General features: G+C 73.6%; 25 protein-coding genes. 21 read left to right on the forward strand and 4 right to left on the reverse strand.

Annotation, left to right across the window (positions count from 1 at the left end; translation table 11 throughout):
- Positions 1-131: 131 nt before the first annotated feature.
- On the forward strand, positions 132-1,418 hold the full coding sequence (locus tag IW256_RS01520) for an NlpC/P60 family protein (RefSeq protein WP_307828694.1): 1,287 nt from the start codon (positions 132-134) through the stop codon (positions 1,416-1,418).
- Positions 1,419-1,630: 212 nt separating this feature from the next.
- Here IW256_RS01520 and IW256_RS01525 read toward each other — a convergent pair whose 3' ends face one another.
- Positions 1,631-2,122, reverse strand: a complete 492-nt coding sequence (locus IW256_RS01525; protein WP_197009234.1) for an inorganic diphosphatase — start codon at positions 2,120-2,122, stop codon at positions 1,631-1,633.
- Between the two features lie 140 nt (positions 2,123-2,262).
- On the opposite strand from IW256_RS01525, the gene dacB reads away from it, so the two are divergent.
- The 11 genes from dacB to IW256_RS01580 all read left to right on the forward strand — a co-directional run bounded on the left by dacB (position 2,263) and on the right by IW256_RS01580 (position 12,743).
- Positions 2,263-3,666, forward strand: a complete 1,404-nt coding sequence (gene dacB, locus IW256_RS01530) for a D-alanyl-D-alanine carboxypeptidase/D-alanyl-D-alanine endopeptidase (RefSeq protein ID WP_307828695.1) — start codon at positions 2,263-2,265, stop codon at positions 3,664-3,666.
- Positions 3,667-3,809: 143 nt separating this feature from the next.
- On the forward strand, positions 3,810-4,922 hold the full coding sequence (locus IW256_RS01535) for a zinc-dependent metalloprotease (RefSeq protein WP_197016028.1): 1,113 nt from the start codon (positions 3,810-3,812) through the stop codon (positions 4,920-4,922).
- A gap of 180 nt (positions 4,923-5,102) precedes the next feature.
- On the forward strand, positions 5,103-6,197 hold the full coding sequence (tilS, locus tag IW256_RS01540) for a tRNA lysidine(34) synthetase TilS (protein WP_197009235.1): 1,095 nt from the start codon (positions 5,103-5,105) through the stop codon (positions 6,195-6,197).
- 10 nt (positions 6,198-6,207) lie between these two features.
- Positions 6,208-6,771: a hypoxanthine phosphoribosyltransferase gene (gene hpt / locus IW256_RS01545; RefSeq protein ID WP_307828696.1), complete on the forward strand. Its 564-nt coding sequence runs from the start codon at positions 6,208-6,210 to the stop codon at positions 6,769-6,771.
- Between the two features lie 320 nt (positions 6,772-7,091).
- Complete coding sequence (gene ftsH / locus IW256_RS01550; RefSeq protein WP_197009236.1) at positions 7,092-9,098, forward strand: ATP-dependent zinc metalloprotease FtsH; 2,007 nt, start codon at positions 7,092-7,094, stop codon at positions 9,096-9,098.
- 4 nt (positions 9,099-9,102) lie between these two features.
- Positions 9,103-9,717 (forward strand): GTP cyclohydrolase I FolE, encoded by a 615-nt coding sequence (gene folE / locus IW256_RS01555; protein ID WP_307828697.1) that lies wholly within the window; start codon positions 9,103-9,105, stop codon positions 9,715-9,717.
- Positions 9,718-9,865: 148 nt separating this feature from the next.
- Complete coding sequence (gene folP / locus IW256_RS01560) at positions 9,866-10,753, forward strand: dihydropteroate synthase (protein ID WP_231403603.1); 888 nt, start codon at positions 9,866-9,868, stop codon at positions 10,751-10,753.
- Positions 10,750-11,181, forward strand: coding sequence for a nuclear transport factor 2 family protein (locus IW256_RS01565; RefSeq protein ID WP_197009237.1), 432 nt, complete (start codon positions 10,750-10,752; stop codon positions 11,179-11,181). The genes folP and IW256_RS01565 overlap by 4 nt, the downstream gene beginning before the upstream one ends.
- Positions 11,182-11,321: 140 nt before the next feature.
- Positions 11,322-11,672 carry a dihydroneopterin aldolase gene (gene folB / locus IW256_RS01570; protein WP_307829379.1) on the forward strand — a complete coding sequence of 117 codons (351 nt, stop codon included), beginning with the start codon at positions 11,322-11,324 and terminating at the stop codon, positions 11,670-11,672.
- A complete protein-coding gene (folK, locus tag IW256_RS01575) occupies positions 11,669-12,250 on the forward strand; it encodes a 2-amino-4-hydroxy-6-hydroxymethyldihydropteridine diphosphokinase (protein WP_197009239.1) in 582 nt (193 codons plus the stop codon). Before folB ends, folK begins: the two co-directional genes overlap by 4 nt.
- Positions 12,251-12,257: 7 nt before the next feature.
- On the forward strand, positions 12,258-12,743 hold the full coding sequence (locus tag IW256_RS01580) for a DUF3180 domain-containing protein (protein WP_307828698.1): 486 nt from the start codon (positions 12,258-12,260) through the stop codon (positions 12,741-12,743).
- Positions 12,744-12,826: 83 nt separating this feature from the next.
- On the opposite strand, the gene IW256_RS01585 is transcribed toward IW256_RS01580, so the two are convergent.
- The gene (locus IW256_RS01585) at positions 12,827-13,975 is read right to left on the reverse strand and encodes an NADH-quinone oxidoreductase subunit D (RefSeq protein ID WP_197009240.1); all 1,149 of its coding nucleotides are present in this window, start codon (positions 13,973-13,975) and stop codon (positions 12,827-12,829) included.
- 277 nt (positions 13,976-14,252) lie between these two features.
- On the opposite strand from IW256_RS01585, the gene IW256_RS01590 reads away from it, so the two are divergent.
- The 3 genes from IW256_RS01590 to IW256_RS01600 all read left to right on the forward strand — a co-directional run bounded on the left by IW256_RS01590 (position 14,253) and on the right by IW256_RS01600 (position 17,885).
- The gene (locus IW256_RS01590; protein WP_231403604.1) at positions 14,253-14,942 is read left to right on the forward strand and encodes a PH domain-containing protein; all 690 of its coding nucleotides are present in this window, start codon (positions 14,253-14,255) and stop codon (positions 14,940-14,942) included.
- Positions 14,943-15,289: 347 nt separating this feature from the next.
- Positions 15,290-16,609 carry a PH domain-containing protein gene (locus IW256_RS01595; protein WP_307828699.1) on the forward strand — a complete coding sequence of 440 codons (1,320 nt, stop codon included), beginning with the start codon at positions 15,290-15,292 and terminating at the stop codon, positions 16,607-16,609.
- A 64-nt stretch (positions 16,610-16,673) separates the two neighbouring features.
- Positions 16,674-17,885 carry a cytochrome P450 gene (locus IW256_RS01600; RefSeq protein WP_231403605.1) on the forward strand — a complete coding sequence of 404 codons (1,212 nt, stop codon included), beginning with the start codon at positions 16,674-16,676 and terminating at the stop codon, positions 17,883-17,885.
- Here IW256_RS01600 and IW256_RS01605 read toward each other — a convergent pair.
- Positions 17,870-18,934 carry an SAM-dependent methyltransferase gene (locus IW256_RS01605; RefSeq protein ID WP_197009242.1) on the reverse strand — a complete coding sequence of 355 codons (1,065 nt, stop codon included), beginning with the start codon at positions 18,932-18,934 and terminating at the stop codon, positions 17,870-17,872. The genes IW256_RS01600 and IW256_RS01605 overlap by 16 nt on opposite strands.
- 151 nt (positions 18,935-19,085) lie before the next feature.
- Here IW256_RS01605 and IW256_RS01610 point away from each other — a divergent pair, with 151 nt between their 5' ends.
- From IW256_RS01610 to IW256_RS01620, 3 genes are all read left to right on the forward strand, one after another.
- Entirely contained in the window at positions 19,086-20,255 is a 1,170-nt protein-coding gene (locus IW256_RS01610; protein ID WP_197009243.1) for a sensor histidine kinase, read from the forward strand.
- A gap of 149 nt (positions 20,256-20,404) precedes the next feature.
- The gene (locus tag IW256_RS01615) at positions 20,405-21,085 is read left to right on the forward strand and encodes a response regulator transcription factor (RefSeq protein WP_231404191.1); all 681 of its coding nucleotides are present in this window, start codon (positions 20,405-20,407) and stop codon (positions 21,083-21,085) included.
- A gap of 178 nt (positions 21,086-21,263) precedes the next feature.
- Entirely contained in the window at positions 21,264-21,494 is a 231-nt protein-coding gene (locus IW256_RS01620; RefSeq protein ID WP_197009244.1) for a chaplin family protein, read from the forward strand.
- Between the two features lie 232 nt (positions 21,495-21,726).
- Here the strand turns inward: IW256_RS01620 and IW256_RS41995 are convergent, their stop codons facing one another.
- The gene (locus IW256_RS41995; protein ID WP_269217899.1) at positions 21,727-21,852 is read right to left on the reverse strand and encodes a hypothetical protein; all 126 of its coding nucleotides are present in this window, start codon (positions 21,850-21,852) and stop codon (positions 21,727-21,729) included.
- A 28-nt stretch (positions 21,853-21,880) separates the two neighbouring features.
- Here IW256_RS41995 and IW256_RS01625 point away from each other — a divergent pair, with 28 nt between their 5' ends.
- The 3 genes from IW256_RS01625 to IW256_RS01635 all read left to right on the forward strand — a co-directional run bounded on the left by IW256_RS01625 (position 21,881) and on the right by IW256_RS01635 (position 26,542).
- Positions 21,881-22,657 carry an ABC transporter ATP-binding protein gene (locus IW256_RS01625; RefSeq protein ID WP_307828700.1) on the forward strand — a complete coding sequence of 259 codons (777 nt, stop codon included), beginning with the start codon at positions 21,881-21,883 and terminating at the stop codon, positions 22,655-22,657.
- 3 nt (positions 22,658-22,660) lie between these two features.
- On the forward strand, positions 22,661-25,288 hold the full coding sequence (locus tag IW256_RS01630; RefSeq protein WP_197009245.1) for an ABC transporter permease: 2,628 nt from the start codon (positions 22,661-22,663) through the stop codon (positions 25,286-25,288).
- A gap of 312 nt (positions 25,289-25,600) precedes the next feature.
- Positions 25,601-26,542, forward strand: a complete 942-nt coding sequence (locus IW256_RS01635) for a Rossmann-like and DUF2520 domain-containing protein (protein ID WP_197009246.1) — start codon at positions 25,601-25,603, stop codon at positions 26,540-26,542.
- The last annotated feature ends 54 nt before the right edge of the window (positions 26,543-26,596 follow it).

Consider the following 26,596-nt stretch of genomic DNA (forward strand, 5'->3'; position numbering starts at 1 on the left):
AAGGACCCGGTCGTGAGGGGTGATGGGACGGAGCCCCAAGAGGTTGAAGAAACGGATGTTCACATTGTGCTCCCGTTCAACTACCCTCAGTGCCTGATCACTTGGGGAGACATGACGCGGTAGGGGGCACCGTGTTTCTCAAGCAGGGGGTTGCGGGGGCGGCGGGCATCAGGGTGCGGCTGGCGGTCGTCTCGCTGGGAGTCGTGGCCGTCTCCGGGATGCCGGCGCACGCGCGGGCGGAACCGGCGCCGAGCGCGCGCGACGTCGAGCGGAGCCGGGCGGAGGTCCGGGAACGGGCCGCCGAGGTGGGCCGGACCAAGGCCGAGCTGGCACGGGCCGGGGGCGAGCTGGAACGGCTCGCCGCGGACTCGGCCCTGGCCGTGGAGCGCCATCACGGCGAACAGGTCAAGTTGGAACGCTCCCGCCTCGCCTACCGGCAGACCCTGGCCCGTGTCGCCGAAGCCGACCGGCGCGTCCGCGAGGTCCAGGCCGAGCTGGCCGTCGTCGCGGCGGACGCCTACCGGCTCGGCACCGGCGGGCACGGTTCCTGGCCGGCGGCGCTGGCGGGACGGGGCGGGCCGCAGGGGTTCATGGACCGCGCCGGGCTGCTGGAGATGCTGGCGCGGCGGCGGGCCGGAGCCGTCCAGCAGGTCGAGGCGGCCCGGCAGGTCGCCGGGCTGTTCCGGCGGCAGGCGCGGGAGGCGCTGGACGACCAGGCCCGCGCCACGGAACGGGCGAAGGCCGCCCAGCGCGAGGCCGCCCGCGCCGTCGCCGGGCAGCGCGCGGCCGTACGGCGGATCGAGGCGCGCAAACGGCGCCTGGAGGAACGGCTCGGCGGCGCCCAGGCGCGGGCCGCGCGGCTGCGGCGGCAGCGGCAGGCCGCGCTCGAACGGGCCGAGGAGCGCCGTCTGCGCCGGGCGGCCGAGCGCTCCGGCGCCGGTTCCGGTTCCGTTTCCGGCCCTGGGACGGGCCGCTCGGCCGGGGCCGCGGGGTCGTTCACTGGCGCGACGCGGGGCTCGATGGTGGCGAAGGCCGCCCTCAGATGGCTCGGGACGCCCTACTCATGGGGCGGCGGAACGGCGAGCGGCCCCAGTTACGGCATCGAGCACGGCTCGCGGATCCACGGGTTCGACTGCTCGGGGCTGGCGCTCTACGCGTGGGCGAAGGCCGGGGTCCGGCTGGACCACTGGACGGGTACGCAGTGGACCTCCGGGCCGCGCGTCCCCCTGAACCGGCTGCGTCCTGGAGACCTGGTCTTCTTCGCCAAGAACACCTCCGACCCCCGCACCATCCACCACGTCGGCATCTACCTCCAGGAGGGCCGCATGGTGGAGGCGCCGTACACGGGGGCACGGGTCCGCGTCTCCAGCATCCACAGGAACGGCCTCATCGGCGCGGTCCGTCCCGCCGGCTGGTGAACCGGGGACCGGGAGAGCCGGGGCCGGGAGAGCAGGGGCGGGGAGAACGAGGACGGCGGGAGCGAAGGCGGAGGGCCCGGAAAGGCCCGGGGAGCCCGGAAACGAGAACACTTCCGCACGACGGATCGCGCGGAAGTGTCCTCGCTCGTCTCGGGACGGCCGGGACCGACGCGGAGCGGAACGGCGTCGCCCGGGGCCGCTTCGGGACGGCTCTAGTGCCCGCCCTGTTGGGCGGCCCGCTTCAGCGAGCGCTCGATCTCCAGCTCGGCCTCGACCCGGCCCACCCAGCTGGCGCCCTCGACCGACTTGCCGGGCTCCAGGTCCTTGTAGACCTCGAAGAAGTGCTGTATCTCCAGCCGGTCGAACTCGGGCACGTGGTGGATGTCGCGCAGGTGCTCCTGGCGGGGGTCGGTCGCGGGGACGCACAGCACCTTGTCGTCACCACCGGCCTCGTCGGTCATCCGGAACATGCCGACGGCCCGGCAGCGGATGAGGCAACCGGGGAAGGTCGGCTCCTGGAGCAGCACGAGCGCGTCCAGCGGGTCGCCGTCCTCGCCCAGCGTGTCCTCGATGAACCCGTAGTCGGCCGGGTACTGGGTCGAGGTGAACAGCATCCGGTCGAGCCGGATCCGGCCTGACTCGTGGTCCACCTCGTACTTGTTCCGCTGGCCCTTCGGGATCTCAATGGTGACGTCGAAATCCAAGATGTCCTCCGCTCCCTGCGCGGTCGCAGTGCATAGTCTTTCGGGAGTCCGTGCGGGCGCGGCCGACCCCCACAGATGAATGTTCCCTTATATAAGGATGTCGCACGTTGGTGAGTGCTGAGTGGGAGAGTGCCGGTCACGTGCCGAAACAGGCCACCGGCCTGGTATTGATCACGCTGTCCCTCCTCAACGTCTTCGTCACCTCTGCCGGGTTGGCAGTGGCCAAACTCACACCCGAACGCAGGCTCGCGCCCAGCCCCCCGTCCGCCGCCGAGCGCCTCGCGGTGCGCACCGCCGTGACGCGTCCGCCGGCCGGCTCCGGCGCGCCCATGCCGGCCGCGCAGGCGCTGTCGCGGCGGCTCACTCCCGTGCTGACCGGCGCCGGGACCAGGATCGGCGCGGTCGTGACCGACGCCGCCACCCGGCGCGTGCTCTTCGCCGCGGACGCCGACCGGCCCGCGACCCCGGCCTCCACCACCAAGCTGGTCACCTCCGTGGCGGCCCTGGACACCCTCGGCCCGACACACCGGATCACCACGCGGACGGTACGGGGGGCCGGCGGCGGCGTCGTGCTGGTCGGAGGCGGGGATCCTACACTGACCGCACGCCCCCCGCGGCCATCGGGGCCGGGGGATCCGGGCGCCGGCCGGCCCGTGTACGCCTCGCTCGCCGACCTGGCCCGGCAGACGGCCGCGGCGCTGAAGGCCGAGGGCGTACGGCGGGTGCGGGTGGACCATGACGTCTCCGCCTACCAGGGCCCCCGCACGGCCCGCGGCTGGAAGCCCAACTACCTGCCCGACGGCGAGGTCGCCCCGGTCTCGGCGCTGACCGTCGACGAGGGGCGGATCGCGCCCGGCGACCCCACGGAGAACAAGCGCGTCGCCGACCCGCCGGCCGCCGCGACGAAGGCGTTCGCGCGGATGCTGACCCGGGAGGGCGTCGAGGCCCGGCCCGGCCGCGCCGTCACGGCCCCCGCCGGGGCGGCGGAGCTCGGCGCGGTGCGGTCGCCGACGGCCGCCGAGCTGGTCGAGCACCTCATGACCCGCAGCGACAACGACGTGGCGGAGGCGATGGCCCGCCAGGTCGCGATCAAGCTGGGCCGGCCGGGGTCGTCCGACGAGGCCGCGCGGGCCGTGACCGAGGTCCTCGCCCGGCTCGGCGTGACCGGCGGGGTCCTGGTCAACGACGGCAGTGGGCTGTCCACCGCCAACCGGATCACTCCCGCCGCGCTGGCCGTGCTGGTGTCGGTCGCGGCCTCTCCCGAGCATCCGCACCTGCGCGCGGCGATCACCGGCATGCCGGTGGCCGGGTTCTCCGGGACGCTGAACGCCCCCCGCTACACCGTTCCGGCCAGCCGCGCGGGCGCGGGCGTCGTCCGGGCCAAGACCGGCACGCTCGCCGGGGTCAGCACGCTCGCCGGGATCGCCCACGACGCCGACGGCCGGACGCTGGCCTTCGCGTTCATGGCGGGCGACGGCACCGGCCCGGTGGATCCGGGGACCCTCGACCGGCTGGCCGCGGCCGTCGCCTCCTGCGGCTGCTGATCAGCCCGTTCACCTGCGACGTCAAGGCAGGGTGTGGCGACCGCCATATGGGAGATAACCAGGACGATCGTTCGTTGAACGGTGGAGACACGGGCGCCGCGGCGCCGCATACCGAACGTACGGTGGAGTACATGAGCGCCTCAATGATCGACTGGAATCTGGCCGTCCAGACCGGCACCCGGCTTCTGCGGCCGGGTCCGCAGGTCGGCCATGCCGAGGCCCGCGAGGTGGTGGAGCAGCTTCGCGAGCTGTCCAAGCTCGCCCAAGGGCACGTCCGCGAGTTCACCGGCATGCCGGGGGAGGAGGACCCCGCTCCGGCGACGATCGTCGACCGGCCCGGCTGGATCAGGGCCAACGTGGACGGCTTCCGGGTGGTGCTCGAACCGCTCATGGAACAGATGTCCGAGCGCCGCGGTCCCGGCCTGCTGAGCGGCGGGGCGGGCGGCGTGGTCGTCCAGGCGGTGGGATCCCGGGTGACCGGCATGCAGGTCGGCGCCATCCTGGCGTACATGGCCGGCCGGGTGCTGGGGCAGTACGAGCTGTTCCTGCCGCCGGACCCCTCCGGCCGCGCCCCGACCGGGCGGCTCACCCTGGTGGCGCCCAACATCGTCCACGTGGAGCAGGAGCTGTCCGTGGACACCCGCGACTTCCGGCTGTGGGTGTGCCTGCACGAGGAGACGCACCGCACCCAGTTCACCGGCGTGCCGTGGCTGCGCGAGTACGTCCAGGACCAGATGACCCGGTTCCTGCTGGCCTCCGACCTCGATCCGGGCATGATGCTGGACCGGATCCGGGACGCCGCCGACGCGGTCATGGACGCCGTCCGGGGCGGGGAGGGCAACCTGATCGACGCGATCCAGTCGCCCGAGCAGCGCGAGATCCTCGACCGCCTCACCGCCGTGATGACCTTGGTGGAGGGGCACGGCGACTACGTGATGGACGCGGTCGGCCCCGAGGTCGTGCCGTCGGTCCAGCAGATCCGTTCCCGCTTCCAGGGGCGCCGCGAGGGCGGCACGCGGCTCGACAAGACCATCCGCCGGCTGCTGGGCATCGACCTGAAGATGAAGCAGTACGCGGAGGGGTCGCGGTTCGTCCACCGGGTGGTCGGCGAGGTCGGCATGACCGGCTTCAACAAGGTCTGGGACTCGCCGGAGTCGCTGCCCACCCACGCGGAGATCAAGGAGCCCGCGCTGTGGATGGACCGGGTCGCCGGCCCCCGTTCGCTGGACGCGCCGCCGGCGGCCGGGGAGGCCTGACCCTTCCGGCCTGACGGCACGGGCCCTCCGGGACGGACCTGACGGGACGGGCCTTCCTGGACGGGCGCCCCGGGACGAGCTTCCTGGACGGGCGCAACGGGACGGCGTTCCGGGACGGCCTTCCCGTGCCCGCGCGGATGCTGCAGCATGGAGGCGTGATCACCGACGCCGGGGAGCGGGATGGGGCCTGATCCGGCCGTCGCGGCCGTGCGGGTCGCGGTGCGGCGGGCGCTGGCCGGGCTGCCCGCGGACGGCATGGTGATCGCCGCGTGCAGCGGCGGCGCCGACTCGCTCGCCCTGGCCGCCGCGCTGGCCTTCGAGGCGCCCCGGGCGCGGCCCGTCCGGCCCGCGGGGGGCGTCACCATCGACCACGGGCTCCAGGAGGGCTCCGCGGTCCGCGCCGATAAGGTCGTCCGGGTCCTCGCAGGACTCGGCCTGGATCCCGCCGGGTCCGTGGCGGTCGTCGTGGGCGAGCGCGGCGGGCCGGAGAACGCCGCCCGCGAGGCGCGCTACGCGGCGCTGGACGAGACCGCCCTACGGCTGAGGGCCACGGCCGTGTTCCTGGGCCACACCCGGGACGACCAGGCCGAGACGGTGCTGCTCGGGCTCGCCAGGGGGTCCGGTGCGCGCTCCCTGGCCGGTATGCCGCCCTCGTTCGTCCGGCGGCCCTCGGGCAGCGAGGACGCGGGGGTGCGGTACGTGCGCCCGTTGCTCGACCTCGACCGGGCGACGACCCGGCGCGCGTGCCGGGCGATGGGGCTGGAGCCCTGGGACGACCCCCACAACGAGGATCCGGCCTTCGCGCGAGTGCGCGTACGCCACGAGGCGCTGCCCGCCCTGGAGAAGGCTCTGGGGCCCGGCATCACCGAGGCCCTGGCCCGTACGGGGAGGATGCTCCGCGACGACGCCGACGCGCTGGACGAGATGGCCGCCCGCGCCTACGCGGACGCCGCCGTCCAGGGAGAAGGCGGAGAGGGCGGAGAAGGCGGAGAAGGCGGAGGCGACGGGCCCGCCGCGGGGGTCGTGTTCGAGGTCGAGCGGCTCGCGGCGCTTCCGCGGGCCCTGCGGACCCGGGTCCTGCGGGCGGCGGCGATCCGTGCGGGCAGCCCGCCGGGTACCCTCGCGGCCGTCCATGTCGATGAAGTGGATCGGCTGGTCACGGCCTGGCGCGGGCAGCGGCACGTGGACCTCCCCGGGGGCGTACGGGCCCACCGGCGGTATGGCAGGCTGCTCTTCGGCCCGGCCTGGGCCGAACGGGCCGATTCCGGTACATGAGGGTGGGGTTGTGGACGAGAAGGATCTGGGTGCCGACCTGGCGAAGGTACTGATCCCCGAGGACCGGTTGCAGGCGAAGGTGCGCGAGCTGGCGGCGCAGATCGACGACGACTACGCGGGGCGGGACCTGCTGCTGGTCGGCGTGCTCAAGGGCGCCGTCATGATCATGGCGGACCTGGCCCGGGAGCTGCACACCCCGGCCTCGATGGACTGGATGGCGGTGTCGTCGTACGGCTCCGGCACCAAGTCCTCGGGCGTGGTCCGCATCCTCAAGGACCTCGACACCGACATCCTGGACCGGCACGTCCTGATCGTCGAGGACATCATCGACTCCGGGCTGACCCTGTCCTGGCTGATGAGCAACCTGCGCTCGCGCCGGCCGGCGTCCCTGGAGATCTGCGCGCTGATGCGCAAGCCGGAGGCGGTCAGGACCGAGATCGACTGCCGCTACCTGGGCTTCGACATCCCCAACGAGTTCGTCGTGGGATACGGGCTCGACTACGCGGAGAGGTACCGCAACCTGCCGTTCGTCGGCACGCTGGCCCCGCACGTCTACGGGGGCGCGAGCGACTGAGCGCGGCCGGTCCCGGCCCCGTCCCATAGCGCGAACGATCATCGTTTGGCAAGGGGCGGGAGCGGGGGTATGTGACCAGCAGGGAACAACGGGACGTACCAGATCGTTTCAAGGGGCGTCGGCGGGTATGTCGCCACGCGGTGTACCGTCGATATCCCGGGCTTCGTGTCGGGTAGCCATGAAGGAGGCCGTCGCGGTGCCGGAGCGCCCCGGCGCAGAGCCCGTGGTGCAAGGAGCCGGTTCACAGTGGCGCGCGTCCCCATGGGACGGGCGAGATCGCTAGGTCAGGAGGGACGGGCCCCGTAGGGGTAACCGGATAAATGGACGTGAAGCGCTATTTTCGCGGGCCGCTGCTGTGGATCCTGCTGTTCGGCCTCTTGGTCGCCCTCATCATGTGGGGCGTCAACCCCGGTCGTTCCTACGAGAAGACCGACACCTCCACCGTGGTCCGGGAGATCAGCCAGGGCCAGGTGAAGTCCGCCAAGATCATTGACAAGGATCAGCGGATCGAGGTCACCCTCAACAACGGCAAGATGCAACAGGCCAGCTGGGTCGACGGCCAGGGGCTGCGCCTGCAGGACCAGCTCCAGCAGCAGTCCAACGCCGGCAAGCTGCCCGGTGGCTACAACGTCGAGGTTCCCAAGCAGAGCTTCTTCGTGAGCCTGGTCTTCAGCCTGCTGCCGATCGTCATCATCGTGCTGATCTTCCTGTTCATCATGAACCAGATGCAGGGCGGCGGCTCGCGGGTGATGAACTTCGGCAAGTCCAAGGCCAAGCTGATCACCAAGGACACGCCCAAGACCACCTTCGCCGACGTGGCCGGGGCCGACGAGGCCCTGGAGGAGCTTGAGGAGATCAAGGACTTCCTGCAGAACCCGGCGAAGTTCCAGTCCATCGGGGCCAAGATCCCCAAGGGCGTGCTGCTGTACGGCCCGCCCGGCACCGGCAAGACGCTGCTCGCCCGGGCGGTCGCCGGTGAGGCCGGGGTGCCGTTCTACTCGATCTCCGGTTCCGACTTCGTCGAGATGTTCGTCGGCGTCGGCGCGTCCCGGGTCCGCGACCTGTTCGAGCAGGCCAAGGCCAACGCCCCGTCGATCATCTTCATCGACGAGATCGACGCCGTCGGCCGGCACCGCGGTGCTGGGCTCGGCGGCGGCCACGACGAGCGCGAGCAGACCCTCAACCAGCTGCTGGTCGAGATGGACGGCTTCGACGTCAAGGGCGGCGTGATCCTGATCGCGGCGACCAACCGTCCCGACATCCTCGACCCGGCGCTGCTGCGTCCGGGCCGGTTCGACCGCCAGGTCACCGTGGACCGTCCCGACCTGGAGGGCCGCAAGGGCATCCTGCGGGTGCACGGCCGCGGCAAGCCGTTCGCGCCGGACGTCGACCTCGACGTCATCGCCCGCCGCACGCCGGGCTTCACGGGCGCCGACCTGGCCAACGTCATCAACGAGGCCGCGCTGCTGACCGCCCGCTTCGACCGCAAGCTGATCGACATGGAGACCCTCGAGGAGTCGATCGACCGCGTCATGGCGGGTCCGGAGCGCAAGACCCGGGTGATGTCGGAGAAGGAAAAGAAGATCATCGCCTACCACGAGGGCGGCCACGCCCTGGTGGCGCACGCCCTGCCGAACTCCGACCCCGTGCACAAGGTGACGATCCTGCCGCGCGGCCGGGCCCTGGGCTACACCATGACCCTGCCGATGGAGGACAAGTTCCTCACCACCCGCTCGGAGATGAACGACCAGCTGGCCATGCTGCTGGGCGGCCGTACCGCCGAGGAGCTGGTGTTCCACGAGCCGACCACCGGCGCGGCCAACGACATCGAGAAGGCCACCGCGATCGCCCGCAACATGGTCACCGAGTACGGCATGAGCGAGCGGCTCGGCGCCCGCAAGTTCGGCACCGGGCAGGGCGAGGTGTTCCTCGGCCGTGACGTGGGCCACGAGCGCGACTACTCCGAGGACATCGCCTCGGCGATCGACGACGAGGTCCGCCGCTACATCGAGGGCGCCCACGACACCGCGTGGGAGATCCTGGTCGAGTACCGCGAGGTCCTGGACGAGCTGGTGCTCCAGCTCATGGAGAAGGAGACCCTCTCCAAGGACCAGGTGCTGGAGGTCTTCGCGCCCATCCGCAAGCGCCCCCTGCAGAACTCCTACACCGGCTACGGCAAGCGGCTGCCCTCCGACCGGCCGCCGGTGCTGACGCCCAAGGAGCTGGCGCTGCTGGGCCCGCAGGACGTCGCCGACCTGACCAAGAACAACGGGCAGGGCGCCACCGCCCCCGAGTCGGCCGGTGACACGTCCGCCGGCGAAAGCTGATCACGTGACCGTTCCGTACGGCGAGGAGCGCCTCGTGACGGACCTCCAGGGGTTCGACCACGCCCGGATCGAGCGGGCGGTGCGCGAGATCCTGTTCGCGATCGGGGAGGACCCCGATCGCGACGGGCTCCGCGACACCCCCGCCCGGGTGGCGCGCGCCTACGCCGAGCAGTTCGCCGGGATGCGGCAGACCCCCGAGGACGTCCTCAACAAGGTGTTCGAGGCCGACCACGACGAGATGGTCCTGGTCAAGGACATCGAGGTGTACAGCTCCTGCGAACACCACCTCGTCCCGTTCCACGGGGTGGCGCACGTGGGTTACACGCCCAACGAGAAGGGCCAGATCACCGGGCTGTCGAAGCTGGCCCGGCTGGTCGACGTCTACGCGCGGCGCCCCCAGGTGCAGGAGCGGCTGACCAGCCAGGTGGCGGACGCGCTGATGCGGATCCTGGACCCGCGCGGCGTGATCGTGGTGATCGAGGCCGAGCACCTGTGCATGACCATGCGCGGCGTGCGCAAGCCCGGCGCCAAGACGGTCACCTCGGCGGTGCGCGGTGACTTCCGCGAGCACGCCGAGACCCGTGCCGAGGCCATGAGCCTGATCCTGGGGAACACCTGACCGGTCGGCGGCCCGCCGCCGGCCCGGCCAGGGGCGGAGCCGTCCCGATCGGCGCCGGTTTGATCGGCGTTGTCTTGAGCGGCGTTGTATTGATCACGGGGCCGGGGCGGGGCGCGGAACGGTGGGGATCAAGGCATAGGCTGGTGGCATGACCGCTGCCGTTGTTCCGGGCTTGCCCGCGCCGGGGCGGTGCCTGGTGATGGGGGTGGTCAACGTGACCCCCGACTCGTTCTCCGACGGGGGGACCTGGTTCGACGCCGACAAGGCGATCAGGCACGGCCTCGATCTGGTGGCCGAGGGCGCCGACCTCATCGACGTCGGGGGCGAGTCCACCCGGCCGGGCGCGCAGCGGGTCTCCCGCGACGAGGAGCTGCGCCGGGTGATCCCGGTGATCGAGGCGCTGTCGGCCGCCGGCGTCCCCGTCAGCATCGACACCATGCGCGCCGAGGTCGCCGAGGCGGCCGTGGCCGCCGGGGCCCGGCTGGTGAACGACGTCAGCGGCGGGCTGGCCGACCCCGACATGCCCCGCGCGGTCGCCGCGACCGGCGTCCCGTACGTGGTCATGCACTGGCGCGGGCACAGCCATGACATGCAGACCCGCGCGATCTACGCCGACGTGGTCGCCGAGGTCCGCGAGGAGCTGCTGCGCCGGGTGGACGCCGTGCTGGCCGAGGGGGTCGACCCGGCGATGATCGTTCTCGATCCGGGGCTGGGCTTCGCCAAGAGCCCCGACGCGGGCCACAACTGGTCACTGCTGGCCCATCTGGACGCGCTGACGGGCACCGGTTACCCGGTGCTGGTCGGAGCGTCCCGCAAACGCTTCCTGGGCAAGCTCCTGGCCGGGCCCGACGGAGTCCCGCGCGCCTTCACCGACTGCGACGACGCCACCGTCGCCGTGTCGGCCCTGGCCGCCGCGGCCGGGGCCTGGTGCGTCCGGGTGCACCGGGTGCGGCCCAACGCCGACGCAGTCCGGATCGCCGCGGCCGTGCGCGCCGCCGGGGGCCCGGCCGATCACGGGGGGAGCGCCGGCCGATGAGCAACGCCGTGGACCGGGCCCAGCTGATGGAGGCCAACGCCGAGTTCTACGCCGCCTTCGAGGAGGGCGATCTGGACCGGATGGCCGCGGTCTGGGCCGACGGTCCGTACGCGGCCGGCGTGACGTGCGTCCACCCCGGCTGGTCGCTGCTGCGCGGCCGGGACGAGGTGCTGCGGTCCTGGGCGCTGATCATGGCGAACACCAGCTACATCCAGTTCGTCCTCACCGAGGTCGAGACCGACGTCTACGGGGATCAGGCCGTGGTCACCTGCAAGGAGAACATCCTCACCGCCGACGAGGGCACCGAGGCCGGGTTCCTCGCCGGGGGGAGCATCGTGGCGAGCAACGTGTTCGTCCGGTCCGGCGGGGAGTGGCGGCTCCTGCTCCACCACGGATCCCCCATCCTGAACGGCACAGAGGAAGAATGAGCTCGGACCGCCCAGACCTGGATCTCCCGGACAAGGACCGCCGAGACGCGGACCGCCCGGACACCGGCCGTCCGGACACGGATCGCCCGGACACGGACCACCCGGACACGGGCCGTCCGGTCCGCCGGGGCCTCGACCGCATCGAGCTGCGCGGGCTGCGCGCCCGGGGCCGGCACGGCGTGCTGCCCGCCGAGCGCGAGCTGGGCCAGGAGTTCGTGGTGGACGTCTCGCTCGGGCTGGACACCGCCCCCGCCGCAGCGGATGATGACCTGTCCCGTACGGTCGACTATGGATCGCTCGCGAGCCGGCTGGTCGCCGTCGTCGAAGGGGAGCCCGTCGCTCTCATCGAGACGCTGGCCGAACGCCTGGCGGCGGTCTGCCTGCAAGACGCGACGGTGACCGAGGTCGAGGTCACCGTGCACAAGCCCAGCGCTCCGGTGCCGCACCCCTTCACGGACGTGGCCGTGAAGATCAGGAGGATTCGCCCATGACATCGTCCGAACGCATGCCCGACCGCACCGCGACCGGTGGCCACATGCTGGTGGCCCACCGGGTCGTGTTCTCGCTGGGCAGCAACCTCGGCGATCGCCTGGACAACATCCAGGAGGCGGTCGACGCGCTGTTCGACGCGCCGGGGCTTTCCTTCGTGGCGCTGTCGCCGGTGTACGAGACCGCCCCGTTCGCCCCGCCCGGCGAGGACATCCCCGAGCAGGGCGACTACCTCAACGTGGTGGTGGTGGCCGACACCCGGCTCCCACCGGAGAACCTGCTGGAGCGGGTCCTCAACATCGAGAACTCCATGCGCCGCACCCGCGAGGTCCGCTGGGGGCCGCGCACCCTGGACATCGACATCGTCGTGTTCGGCAACGTCACCTCCGACGACCCGGACCTGACCCTCCCGCACCCCCGCGCCCACGAGCGGGCGTTCGTCCTGGTGCCCTGGGCCGACATCGAGCCGGACGTGCTGCTCCCGGGGCACGGCCGGGTCGGCGACCTGGCCGCGGCCCTGACGGCGGAACGCGGCCCGCTGCGCCGCCGCGACGACCTGACCCTCCAGCCGCCCGCATGAAGCCTGCATGAACCCCACCCTGAAACCGTCCCACCCGACGTTCCTCATCGCCCTGGTGGTCGTGATCGGCCTGATCACCTGGGCGGTGATGGAGACCGCCTACGTCACCCTGCCGCTGCTCCCGTGGACCGCGGTGCCGACCCTGCTGCTGCTCGCGCTGGGCGAGGCGTTCACCGGCTGGAACGTGCTGCGCCGGATCCGCCGCAAGCCCGGCACCCGGCCGGTCGAGCCGCTGGTCGTGGCGCGGATGGCGGCGCTGGGCAAGGCGAGCGCGCACGCCGCCGCGGTGCTGGCCGGGGTGTTCGCCGGTTTCGCGCTCAGCCTGGCCGACTCGCTCGACAAGCAGACCCCCCGCACCGACTTCTTCGTCAGCGGCGGGACGTTCCTGGCCGCCCTGGTGCTGGTCGGCGCCGCGTTCTTCCTGGAGTACGCGTGCCGGGTCCCCAAGGGCCCGGACGACGAGGAGCACGAGCGCGGAGCCTCCCGCGCCTGACCAGGGCGGGCGCCGGGGTCGCTCGGCCGGGGCGCCCGTCCGGGGCGCCCGTCCGGGGCGCCCGTCCGGGGCGCTCGGCCGGGCTACTTGTCGATGTCGCCGACGACGAAGAACATCGAGCCGAGGATGGCGATCATGTCGGCGACCAGGTTGCCCGGCAGCAGCTCGGTCAGGACCTGGACGTTGTTGAACGAGGCGGAGCGCAGCTTGAGCCGCCACGGGGTCTTCTCACCGCGGGACACCAGGTAGTAGCCGTTGATGCCGAGGGGATTCTCGGTCCAGGCGTAGGTGTGCCCCTCCGGGACCTTCAGCACCTTGGGCAGCCGCTGGTTGATCGGGCCGGGCGGCAGCTCGGCCAGCCGGTCCAGGCACGCGTCCGCCAGGTCCAGCGAGGCGTACACCTGGTCCACCAGGCACTCGAACCGGGCCAGGCAGTCGCCCTCGGTCCGGGTCACCACCCGCGGGGCCAGCTCGCCGTACGCGAGGTACGGCTCGTCGCGGCGCAGGTCGAAGTCGACGCCCGAGGCGCGGGCGATGGGGCCCGACACCCCGTACTGCAGGATCTGCTCGCGGCTGAGCACGCCCACGCCGCGGGTCCGGGCGCGGAAGATCTCGTTCCCCAGGATCAGGCCGGCGATGTCCGACATCCCGGACCGCACGTCGGCGACCGCGCGGCGGGCCCGCCCGGTCCAGCCGGCGGGCAGCTCCTCCTTCAGGCCGCCCACCCGGTTGAACATGTAGTGCATCCGGCCGCCGGAGATCTCCTCCATCACGTGCTGCAGCGCCTCGCGCTCGCGGAACGCGTAGAAGATCGGCGTGATCGCGCCGACCTCCAGCGGGTAGGAGCCGAGGAACATCAGGTGGTTGAGCACCCGGTTGAGCTCGGCCAGCAGCGTGCGCGCCCAGACCGCCCGGACCGGCACCTCCATGCCCAGCATCCGCTCGACCGCCAGCACCACGCCCAGCTCGTTGGCGAACGCCGACAGCCAGTCGTGCCGGTTGGCCAGCACGATGATCTGCCGGAAGTCGCGGACCTCGAACAGCTTCTCGGCGCCGCGGTGCATGTAGCCGATGATGGGCTCGGCCGCCGAGATGCGCTCCCCGTCCAGGGCGAGCCGCAGCCGCAGCACGCCGTGGGTGGAGGGGTGCTGCGGGCCGATGTTGAGGATCATGTCCTCGGTCGCGAGCTCCTTGGCCCCGGCGCCGATGCCGACGATCCGCTCCGTGCTCATGGTCGTGTCACCCGCCATCAATCATCGCGGACCGTGCCGCCCGGGGTCGCGTTCCGCTCGTCACGCCTCACATCGTGCCATGCTCAAGCTCGCGCGACTCCGGGCGTTTCCTGTTGACTGGACCTAGGACGGCCACGGGGAAGGGGAGTCGGCATCGGGCGGGCGATCGCCCACCGCCGGACGGATCCGGCGAGTCGCGTTATTTCCTTATGAATCCACTACGAGAGAGTCGTTTCGGGGCGCGGAGCGGATGCCCGGGCCGGGGCGTCGGAGGGTCATGAATCCTGGCCACGAGCACCAGCCGCCGCAGCCGGGCCCGCAGCCGGGCGCGCAGCCCGGGCCGCGGCCCGCGCCGCCGCACCAGGGGCCGCACCAGGGGCCGCCCCCGGCGGGAGCGCCGGGCATGCACCCCCAGATGGCGCCACCGGGGCCCGCCGCGCCGCCGCAGGCCGCGGACCAGGCCCCGCTCTACCCGGCCGACCAGGCGTTCGCGCCCGGCGGCGGGCTCGCCTGGTCGCACATCTCCAAGCGCTTCACCTGGCACCGGCGGATCATGGCGGCGCTGACGGCCGTCCCCGTGGGGCTGGTCGGCGGCTTCCTGGTGTTCCGTGGCGGCGGGACGCTCGGCATGGCCCTGTGGGCGGCGGCGGTCCTGCTGGCGGTCGTCCTCGCCTGGATCGTGGCCGAGCTGGCCTACCGCGCGTACGGGTACGCCGAGCGCGGCGACGACCTCATCGTCACGCAGGGCGTGTTCGTCAAGCGGCTGATCGTCGTCCCGTACGGCCGGATGCAGTTCGTGGACGTGACCGCGGGCCTGCTGGAGCGGTGGATGGGCATCGCCACCGTGCGCATGCACACGGCCGCCGCCGCGACCGACGCCCAGATCCCGGGCCTGCCGGCCGCCGAGGCGGCGCAGTTGCGCGACCGTCTCGCCCAGAAGGGCGAAGAACGGAGCATGGGGCTATGAGCGGCCCACAAGGCCCTTACGGCCCACAGGGCCCCCACGGCCACTACAACCCGCCCGGCGGACCCCCGCCCGGCGGACCCCCGCCTGGTGGGCCTCCGCCTGGTGGGCCTCCGCCCGGTCCGCCGCCTGGGGGAGGGCCGTATCCGGGGCAGCCACCGCAGGGGCCGCCTTACGGGCCTCCCGGCCCCCAAGGGCCTCCCGGTCCCCAAGGACCCCATGGCCCATACGGCCCCTACGGGCCTCCAGGGCAGCCCCGTCCCCCGTACGGGCAGCCTGGGTACGGACAGCCGCCGTACGGGCCACCCGGTTACGGGCCCCCGCCTTACTACCGGCCCGCGCCGCCCCCCGTGCGCTTCTCCGAGGGGACGCACCGCCTCCACTGGGCGACCGCGCCCTTGCGCGCGTTCGTCATCATCATCATCTACTTCGTCCTTCTGGGGTTCCCCCTCCTGCTCGCCCTGACCCGCCGCGAGGACACCCTGGTCCTCTCGGCCGACGCGATCGCCAAGTTCCTGATCGTGACCGTGCCGTTCGTGGTCATCGCCGTGGTGGCCGGGCTGTGGGGCTGGCTGGCACTGCGGTTCCGGATCGACGACGACGACCTGGTGGTGGAGACCGGGCTGCTGCGCAAGCGCAAGCGCCGCATCCCGCTGTCGCGCGTCCAGGCGATCGACCTGGTCCGGCCGCTGGTCACCCGGCTGTTCTCGCTGGCCGAGGTCCGGGTGGAGCTGGCGGGCGGCGAGCAGAGCGAGATCGCGCTGCGCTACCTGGGACGGCACGCGGCCCAGCAGCTCCGCGCCGAGCTGCTCGCCCGTGCCGCCGGGCTGCCCGGCCACACCCCGGAGGCGCCCGAACGGCCGATCTGGCGCGTCCCGTTCGGGCCGTTCCTGGCCTCGCTGATCCTGCGGCTGCCGGTGCTGGGCACCGGGCTGCTGTTCCTGGCCTCGCTGATCTTCCTGTTCTCCCTGCTGGAAGGCGCGATGCTGGTGGTGCTGGTCCTGACGCTGCTGGCACTGATCCGGGCGGTGCTCGCGCCGCTGGTGATGTACGCCAACTTCACCGTCGCGATGTCCCCGGACGGCCTCCGGCTGCGCTGCGGCCTGCTGGAGACCCGGATGCAGACGCTGCCGCCGGGCCGGGTGCAGGCGGTCGGCATCGTCGAGCCGCTGATCTGGCGCGCGTTCGGATGGGCCCGGCTGGAGGTGACGGTCGCCGGGTACGCCGGGGAACGGCAGGCGCTGTCGTCGATGGTGCTGCCGCTGGCGCCGCGGCCCGTGGCCGTCCACCTGGTCTCGCTGATCTTCCCCGGCGCGCAGGTGGACGCGGTGCCGCTGCTGCCCGCCTCGTCCAGGTCGGTGGCGGTGGACCGGGCGGACGGCGCCGGCACCGACGACCTGATCTTCGTGACCCGGCGGGGCTGGCTCTGCCGCCGTACGGACGTGATCGCCCATGCCCGCGCGCAGAGCGTCCGGCTCACGGTCAACCCGGTGCAGCGGCTGCTCGGCCTGGCCACCGTCCATGTCGACGCCCCGCCCGGCCCGGTGCAGGTGGCCGCCGCCGACCGCGACCTGGGCGAGGCCCGCGCCATCGTGGAGTCCACCGCGCGCCGCGCGCTGGCGGCCCGCCGTACCGCCTCCGGGGACCCGGGCCGCTGGGCCGCCCGCTGAGCGGCCCGGCGGGCGCCGGGAGAAGGCCGTGAAAGGACGTCCGGCCAGGGCTTATCGTCGCGGTATGAGCGACATGCCTTATGACCCCTGGTCGGCCGCCTTCGTGGCCGACCCCTATCCCGCGTTCGCCGAGCTGCGCGCGGAGCGGCCCGTGTTCTTCCACGAGCCGACCGGCCAGTGGGTGGTCTCGCGGTACGCGGACGTGGACGCGCTGCTGCGGGATCGCAGGCTCGGCCGGTCCTACCTTCATGTCGCGAGCCACGAGGAGTTCGGCCAGGAGCCGGAGGCGGAGTTCCTGCGGCCGTTCTGGGACCTGATCCGGGCCGGGATGCTCGATGTCGAGCCGCCCGCGCACACCCGCCTGCGGCGCCTGGTCTCCAGGGCGTTCACCGCGCGGATGGTGGAGGGGCTGCGGCCGATGATCCGCGGGCTGGCGGAGGAGCTGGCCGGGGGGCTGGCGGAGCGCGGCGGCGGCGACCTGCTGGCGGAGGTGGCCGAGCCGCTGCCGGTCAACGTGATCGCCGAGATGCTGGGCGTGCCGGCGGAGGACCGGCCGCTGCTGCGGCCCTGGTCGGCCGACATCTGCGGGATGTACGAGCTGAACCCGCCGGAGGAGGCGCAGCGGACCGCGGTGCGGGCGGCCGTGGAGTTCTCCGACTACCTGCGCGGGCTGGCCCGGGCCCGGCGGGACCACCCGCGCGACGACCTGATCAGCGCGCTGGCCCAGGTCGTGGACGAGGGCGGCGACCGGCTGACCGAGGACGAGCTGATCGGCACCTGCGTGCTGCTGCTCAACGCCGGGCACGAGGCCACGGTCAACGCCACCGGGAACGGCTGGTGGGCCCTGTTCCGCAACCCGGGCGAGCTGGACCGGCTGCGCGGCGACCACTCCCTGGTGCCGTCGGCGGCCGAGGAGCTGATGCGCTACGACACCCCGGCGCCCATGTTCGAGCGCTGGGTGCTGGAGGACATCCGGGTCGGGGACGTGGACATCCCGCGCGGTGCCGAGGTGGCGCTGCAGTTCGCGTCCGCCAACCGGGACCCGGAGGTGTTCGCCGACCCCGACCGGCTGGACCTCGGCCGCGACCCCAACCCGCACATCACGTTCGGGCTGGGCGTCCACTACTGCCTGGGGGCGCCCCTGGCGCGGATCGAGCTCGCCGAGTCGTACGGGGCGCTGCTGCGGCTGGCGCCCGGGATGCGGCCGACCCGGGACCCCGAGTGGAAGCCCGGCTACGTGCTGCGCGGGCTCCAGGGGCTTCAGGTCGAGATCTGAGCGCCGTACGCGGAGGACTCGCCCGGAACTGATCCGGACCCGCCGGCCAGGCCGGACAGCGAGGGCGGGAGCGGGACGCCCGCCGTCTGGACGAGCCAGCCGAAGCCGCCCAGCCCTCCCGGGTCGATCAGCTCGGCCTCCTCCCCGGCGGCGCAGAGCGCGGCGACGTAGCCGCGCGGGTCGCTGGACGCCGTCTCGGCCGGGGGACGGCGCCCGCTGAGGCCGAGCGCCCGCAGGGCCTCGCGCTGCGTGGTGAGCAGCGTCGCGGCGGCGCCGGCCCGCGCCCCGGCCGCGACGCACGCGTCCAGGGCGACATGGGCGGTCACGTCGCACGACCCGTCCGGTACGGCGGGGACGGTGGCGCCGTCCCGGTAGCCGGTCAGCGTGCCGTACACCGGGCGCGCGCCACGGGTGTGGGAGTAGTCCATGGCGACGGCGAGCCCGGCGCGCAGCCGGCCGACGACCGAGGCCCACGCGCCGCAGCGCGGGGCGCCGACCTCGGCGCGGTCGCCCGGCTCGCGCAGCGGCCACCAGCGTTCCAGCCAGGCGGCGTCCTCGGCGGCGGGCGGCGGCCCGGCCCGCTCGGCGCCGGTCACGGGGTCGACGAGCACGGTGTGCGGCCCGTCCGGGCCCTGCTCGACCACGTCGATCGGCACGTTGTCCAGCCACTCGTTGGCGATGACCATGCCGGTGACCGCGTCGGGGAGGCCGTCCAGCCAGCGGATCGCGGCGGGCAGCCCGGCGGGGCGGGGCGCGATCTCGACCGCGGCCGGGGCGAGGCGGGCGGCGGTGTCCGGCGGGAGGTGCGCGGCGACCGCGACCAGCAGCCGCCCGCTTCCCGCGCCGACGTCGACCAGGTCGAGGCGGGGCGGGCGGCCGAGGGCGGCGTCCACCTCCACGAGCAGCCGGGCCAGGGCCGCGGCGAAGCGCTCGGAGGCGTGCACCGAGGTGCGGAAGTGCTCGGCCGGGCGCTCGCCGCGCCGGTAGAAGCCGCCCGGCCCGTACAGTGCCCGCTCCATCGCGGTCCGCCACGTCACCCACGCCGCCACGACTGCGACGTTACCGCGCCGGGAGACCGTCCGTTGCCCGGCCGGGCGGCTCCGGGCGCGGGCCGGGCGGCTCCGGGGCCATCCCCGGGTCGTACGCGGGTCCGACTCCGGGTGGATCCGGCGCCTATCTGCGCGAAAGTACCCTGCCCGCATGGTCAGGAGATTCTGGAACCGGTGCCGCGGCACCCTGCCCCTGGTGGACGGGTTCCTCGCGGCACCGTTGTTCCTGCTCTCCCTGACCGGGCTGGTGAACAACGGCTACGGCATGAACTGCCTCGTCTTCATGGCCTGGTCGCTGTCCCTGCTGCTGCCGCTCCTGCTGCGGCGCACGTTCCCGCGTTCGGTGTTCGCGGTGGTCTGCCTCGTCTCGTTCGCCCAGGTGGTGGTGAACGTGCCGCCGCTGGTGGCGAACGTGAGCGTCCTGATGGCGCTCTACACGATCGCGGCGGGCCACTCGTTCCGCTGGGGCCTGGCCGCCCTGGCGGTCGCCGAGGGCGGCGGGGTCCTGGCGGCGCTGCGGTTCGTCTCCGGCTGGGAGGACCAGCGGTACTCGCTGCTCACCCTCACCGTCATCGTCGCGGGGGTGTGGCTGCTCGGGCTGCACATGCGCACCCGGCGGGCGTACCTGCGCTCGCTGGAGGAACGGGCGGCGCGGCTGGAACGCGAGCGCGACACCGAGGTCCAGGTCGCGATGGCGGCCGAGCGCGCCCGGATCGCCCGCGAGCTGCACGACGTCGTCGCGCACAACGTGAGCGTGATCGTGGTGCAGGCGGACGGCGCCTCGTACGCCATCGACACCGACACCGGGCGGGCCCGCCAGGCGCTGGAGACGATCTCGGTGACCGGCCGGCAGGCGCTCGCGGAGATGCGCCGGATGCTGGGCGTGCTGCGGGAGAGCGACGACGCGGGGCCGTACGTCCCGCAGCCGGGCGTCGCCCAGCTCACCGAGCTGGTGGAGCAGATCCGCGACGCGGGACTGCCGCTGGACTTCGGCGTCGAGGGGGTGCCGCTGGAGATGTCGGAGGGCCGCCAGCTGGCCGTCTTCCGGATCGTGCAGGAGGCGCTGACCAATACCCTCAAGCACGGCGGCCCCCGAGCGTCCGCGCGGGTCCTGCTCCACTACGGGGACGACGCGATCGAGCTGCGCGTCACCGACGACGGCCGCGGTGCCGCCGCCGTCCCCGACGGACGCGGGCACGGTCTGCTGGGGATGCGCGAGCGCGCCGCGGTGTACGGCGGGCGGGTGGAGGCCGGGCCGCGGCCCGGCGGAGGATTCGAGGTGGTCGCGCTGATCCCGGTGCGCGAGGAGGTACGGCGGTGAGCGAGCCAGGGCGGCGCGCGGGGCGGGACCCGGGCGCGCGGGCGGGGTACGGGACGGGCGACGACGACGGCGGGGGCGGCGAGGGGGCCGACCGGCCCGTGCGGGTGCTGCTCGTGGACGACCAGGAGCTGGTCAGGGCGGGGTTCACGATGGTGCTGGACGCCCAGCCCGACATCGAGGTGATCGGCGAGGCGGGCGACGGCGTCCAGGCGCTGGAGCGGCTGCGGACGGTCTCCGCCGACGTGGTGCTGATGGACGTCCGGATGCCCCGGATGGACGGCATCGAGGCCACCCGGCGGATCACGGCGGGCGCCGGGCGCGCGGGCGGCGGTCGTGCGGGCGCCGGGAGCGCGGACGGCGGGAGCGCGGGCGGCGAGGGCCCCAAGGTGATCATCCTCACCACGTTCGACCTGGACGAGTACGCGTTCGCGGCGATCAAGGCGGGGGCGGCCGGGTTCCTGCTCAAGGACGCGGGCCCGCCCCAGCTGATCGAGGCGATCCGGGCGGTCCACTCGGGTGACGCGGTCGTCGCGCCCAGCACCACCCGGCGGCTGCTCGACCGGTTCGCGGTGCACCTGCCCGACGCCGAACGGCGGGCGAGCGGGGCGCTGGCGACGCTGACCGGGCGGGAGGGCGAGGTGCTGCGGCTGGTCGCCCGCGGGATGTCCAACGCCGAGATCGCCGCACGGCTCCACGTGTCAGAGGCGACCGTCAAGACGCATATGGGACGGATCCTCATGAAGCTCAACCTGCGGGATCGGGTCCAGGCGGTGGTCTTCGCTTATGAGACAGGTCTGGTCAAGACCGGGCAAATAGGTGACGATGAGTAACAGCGAGATCACTTTCCGATGACCATTCGTCACCGAAGTCAGGGTCTGCTTGGAGTTACCCAAGAGTATCTGGATAACTACTTTACGTGAACGCACCGCCGTCCCCCGCGGGCGGTGGAGCAGGCACACATGTGCATGCAGGCAGGGCCCCACGGCCACCACGTACGGGAGGATCCCCATGCTCAAGAAGCTCGCCGCGACCGGCGTCCTCGGTTTCGCCGTCACCGGCGCCCTCATGCTCTCCTCGTCGCCGGCCAGCGCCGACGTCAACGACGAGGTGCTGACGGGCAACGTCATCAACGTCCCGGTGAAGGTCAACGCGCCGATCGTCGTCTGCGGCAACAACATCGTCGCCGTCGGCCACATCCTGGCCGGCTGCCAGGGCACCAACGGCGGCTCGGGCTACTGATCGGCGACGGCGGGGGACGCCCCGCCCCGTCCGCACCGGGCCGGCCCAGGATCGCGAACCGCACCAGCCGGTTCTGAGATTCCGAGAACGCCGGAGACCCAGACAGGGTCTCCGGCGTTTTCCATGCCCGCCGGCCGAGCGCCGCCGCCGGCGCGGGCCGCGGGTCACGCGACCGCGCCGGGGGGAACCGCGGTCGTGCGACCGCGGCTCCCCGGCCGGTGACGGGGCCGTGTCACCGGCCGGTGAGGAAGTCGTACGACTCAGGTCGTACGGCGGCGCCCGGACCCGCCCTGATGCCGACGCCGGTCGTGGCCGCGGGGCCGATGGCAGCGCCGCCGCCCGTTCCTAGCGTGGTCACGGTCGTCATCACACCCCAAGGAGCCATCGTGACCAGTACGTTCACCACCCCGCCCGGAGGAGCGGCCGGGGCCGGCACGGCACCGCCCGCCGTCACGGCCCTCGACGTGACCAAGGTGTACGGGAGCGGCGACGCGGCCGTCCACGCGCTGCGCGGGGTGAGCGTCGAGTTCGCACGGGGAGCCTTCACCGCGATCATGGGACCGTCCGGTTCCGGCAAGTCCACCCTCATGCACTGCCTGGCCGGGCTCGACACCATCGGCGGGGGCCGGGTCCTGCTGGGCGACGTCGAGATCACCGGGATGAGCGACCGCCGCCTCACCCTGCTGCGCCGCGACCGCGTCGGGTTCGTCTTCCAGGCGTTCAACCTGCTGCCCACGCTGACCGCCGAGCAGAACATCCTGCTGCCGTCCCAGCTGGCCGGGCGCGCGCCCGACCGGGCCTGGTTCGACCAGGTCATCGACGTGGTCGGGCTGCGCGACCGGCTGAAGCACCGTCCCGGCGAGCTGTCCGGCGGGCAGCAGCAGCGGGTCGCCTGCGCCCGGGCCCTGGTCGCCCGCCCCGAGGTGATCTTCGCCGACGAGCCGACCGGCAACCTGGACTCGGCGTCCGGCGCCGAGGTGCTGTCCTTCCTGCGCGCCTCGGTCCGCGAGATGGGCCAGACGATCGTCATGGTCACCCACGACCCGGTGGCCGCCTCGTACGCCGACCGGGTGGTGTTCCTGCGGGACGGGCTGATCGTCAGCGAGCTGCACGAGCCGACGCCCGGCACCGTCCTCGACGGTCTCAAGAGCCTGGGCGGCTGAGCCATGCTGAAGACGACCCTCGCGGGCCTGCTGGCCCGCAAGGTGAGGCTGCTGCTCACGGCGGTGGCCATCACCCTCGGCGTGGGCTTCATCGCCGGGACCTTCGTCCTGACCGACACCATGGACGCGGGCGTGCAGAAGACCTTCGCCCGTTCCGCGGGCAAGGTCGACGTCGCGGTGCTGCCGCGCCCGGGGAACAAGGACGGCCTGCCCGCCGATCTGCTGGCCCGGATCCGCGCGGTGCCGGGCGTGGTGGAGGCGCAGGGCATCGTCCAGGGTGACGCCGCGCTGCTCGGCCGGGACGGCAAGGCCGTCGGGGACGTCCCCACCCTCGGCGTCTCGATCACCGGCGGCCGGCTGCTGCGCCACGAGTTCGAGAAGGGCCGGGCGCCGGCCGGGCCGGCCGAGGCCGTCCTGGACGCGCGGGTGGCCGAGCGGGAGCGGTTCGGGGTCGGCGACACGATCACGGTCCTGGACGCCCGCGACCGGCCGCACCGGTTCACCGTCGTGGGCCTGCTCGACGTCGGCCTCGACGCCGAGGCGAGCCGGCGCGGCGCGGTGGGCTTCGACGCGGCGACCGCCGCCCGGATGACCGGTGAACGGACCTACCGGGAGATCGACGTGGCGGGCGCCGGCCGCGCCGCGATCGCGCGGGCCGTCGGCGGGGGCGGGCACGAGGTGCTGACCGGCGCGCGGCTGGCCGACCGGCTGGCCGCCGAGGCGGGCGCCGACACCAAGATCATCCGTACCGGGCTGCTGCTGTTCGGGCTGGTCGCGATGCTGGTGTCGGCCCTGGTCATCTACAACACCTTCGCCATCCTGATCGCGCAGCGGATGCGCGAGATGGCGCTGCTGCGCTGCGTCGGCGCCACCCGCCGCCAGATCTTCGGCGGGGTGCTGGCCGAGTCCGCCGTCGTCGGGCTGGTCGGCTCGGTGCTCGGCCTGGCGGCCGGGCTCGGGCTGGGCGCCGGGGTGCTGGCACTGCTGGACGCGTTCGGCGTGTCCGGGCCGGGCGCCCCCGAGATGCCGCCCGGCGACGCCTCGCTCGCGCCCCGTACCGTCCTGGTCGGGCTGGCGGTCGGCACCGTCGTCACCGTCCTGGCGGCACTGCTCCCCGCGCGCGCCGCGACGCGGGTCGCGCCGGTGACCGCGCTGCGCGCGGATCTGGAGCCGGGCAGCGCCCGCTTCCGGCTCGGCCGCGTCCGGACCGTCCTCGCCGTCCTGCTCGGCACGCTGGGCGGGGCGGGCGTGGTGCTCGGCTCGGTGGTGCTGGAGAAGGGCCCGGCGGCCATGTACGCGGTGGCGGCGGCCGGTGCCCTGGTCTTCCTCGCGGTGATCGCCGTGATGCCCGCGCTCGTCCGGCCGCTGTCGCGCCTGGTGGGCGCACTCCCGGGCCGGGTCGCCGGGGTGCCGGGCCGGCTGGCCGTGCAGAACGCGCGCCGCTCGCCGCGGCGCACCGCCACCACGACGATCGCGCTCACCATCGGGGTCGGGCTGATGAGCCTGTTCGCGGTGGTCGCCGCCAGCAGCAAGGCCAGCTCCGAGCGGCAGCTGGACACGCATTTCCCGGTGGACTTCGTGATCCATCCCCAGCTCAACCGGGTCCAGGGGGTCCCGCACGCGCTCGCGGAGCGGCTGCGGGGACGGCCGGAGCTCGGCGCGGTGATCGAGCAGCGGGAGCGGGCCGCGCGGGTCGCCGGACGCCAGGGCGGGGTGACGTCGATCACCGAGTCGGCGCTGGGCACCGTCATCAAGCCCGAGTTCGAGAGCGGCTCCCTGAAGGACCTCCGGCCCGGCGGCGCGCTGCTGGACGTGAAGACCGCCCGCGAGCGGAACCTGCGGGTGGGACAGGTCGTCACCGTCGAGCCCCTGCCGCGCGGGCCCCGTCCCGGCGAAGCGGCCGGACGGACCGGGGAGGGCGCGCGGCCCGGCACCGGGGCGCGGCCGGACGGGACCGGGCCGGACGGTGCGAGGCCGGAACGGGAGGGCGCGCCCGTGCGGCTGAGGATCGCCGGGATCTTCGGCGGGGACGTGCCGATGACCGGGCTCGTGGTGACCGGGGCCGACTTCGAGCGGCTGTTCGCCGCGACCGACCCGGCCCGGGTCTACGTCAAGGCCGCCGGCGGGATCTCCGCCGCCGCGGCGCGCAAGGCCGTCGACGACGCCGCCCGCCCGTACCCGACCGCCAAGGTCGCCTCGGCCGCGGAGATCAGGGAGGAGTTCAGCGGGGCCATCGACACCGTCCTGATGATCTTCGCCGGGCTGCTCGGGCTGGCGATCGTGATCGCGCTGTTCGGCATCGCCAACACCCTGACCCTGTCGGTGGTGGAACGGACCCGCGAGTCGGCGCTGCTGCGGGCGCTGGGGCTCACCCGCGGGCAGCTGCGCCGGATGCTCTCGGTGGAGGCGCTGGTCATGGCCGTGATCGGGGCGCTGACCGGGGTGGTGCTCGGGGTGGGCTTCGGCTGGGCGGCGACGCGGGCGATGGACGACGACGCGGTCGTCGCGCTGCCGTACCTGCGGATCGCCGGGTTCATGGTGCTGGCGGCGGCGGCCGGGATGCTGGCCGCCGTCCTGCCCGCGCGGCGGGCCGCACGGGCCTCGATCGTGGCGTCGCTGTCGCAGGACTGAGCCGCCCGCGCCGGCCGGGCCTCCGTCCCACCGCTCGTACGGGATGAGCGGTGGGACGGAGACGTTGGCGGAGCAACTGTCATTACTCCGCGTGACCAGCGCAACTCAGAGTTATCGTCCCTGGACGGGCGGCGCAAGCCCCCACCCGGAAACCGGGCCGGGAACGTGGCGCGCGCAGCGAGTTTTTACGTAACGTTCGGTAGTCACATTATCGCCGGAACGTAAGGGTCCCCGCAGTGCTGTGCCGTCCGGGACGCGCGGGTACGCTGGGTCGCGCACGTCCGGTACCTACCTGAGGACTGGAACGGATTCATGGATCGACAGCGCACGCCTTCCTCCGGCACGCCCGAAAACGGCTCGTCCGGCGGCGCGGCCCGGCCCGAGGACAGGCCCGCGCGGCTGGCGGTCGGCGTCGTCGGGGCCGGCCGCGTCGGCACCGCGCTCGGCGTGGCGCTCACCCGCGCCGGCCATCGCGTGACCGCCGCGTCGGCGGTCTCGGAGCGGTCGCTGCGGCGCGCCGAGGAACGGCTTCCGGGCGCCGCCCTGACCACCCCGCAGGAGGTCGTGGCCGCCGCCGACCTGGTGCTGCTCACCGTCCCCGACGACGTGCTGCCCGACCTGGCCGCCGGGCTGGTCTCGACCGGCGTGCCCGTCGAGGGCAAGCTGGTCGCCCACACCAGCGGCCGGTTCGGGACGGCCGTACTGGAACCGGTCACCCGCGCCGGGGGGCTGCCGCTGGCGCTGCACCCGGTGATGACGTTCACCGGCCGGCCCGACGACGTGAACCGGCTGACCGGCATCTCGTTCGGCGTGACCGCGCCCGACCCGCTGCGCCCGGTCGCCGAGGCGCTGGTGCTGGAGATGGGCGGTGAGCCGTCCTGGATCGCCGAGGACCGCCGCCCCCTCTACCACGCCGCCCTCGCCGGCGGAGCGAACCACCTGGTCACGCTGGTGGTCGAGGCGATGGAGACGCTGGGCCGGGCCGGGGTCGCCGAGCCGGGCCGGATGCTCGGGCCGCTGCTGGGCGCCGCGCTGGACAACGCGCTGCGGCTCGGCATCGACGGCCTCACCGGGCCGGTCGCCCGGGGCGACGCCGGCACGGTCGCCGACCACGTCGAGGCGCTGGGCCGGGAATCTCCCGAGGGGCGCCGCGCCTACGTCGCGCTGGCCCGGCTGACCGCCGACCGGGTGCTGGCGGCCGGACTGCTCAAGCCCGAGGACGCCGAAAGGCTCCTCGAAGTGCTGGCGGATTGATCCGAGGAGGTTCAGTGAGGCAGCCGACACCGTCCCCGCGCGGGAGCGCCACCG

It is taken from the genome of Actinomadura viridis, from assembly GCF_015751755.1.
Classification (GTDB): Bacteria; Actinomycetota; Actinomycetes; order Streptosporangiales; family Streptosporangiaceae; genus Spirillospora; species Spirillospora viridis.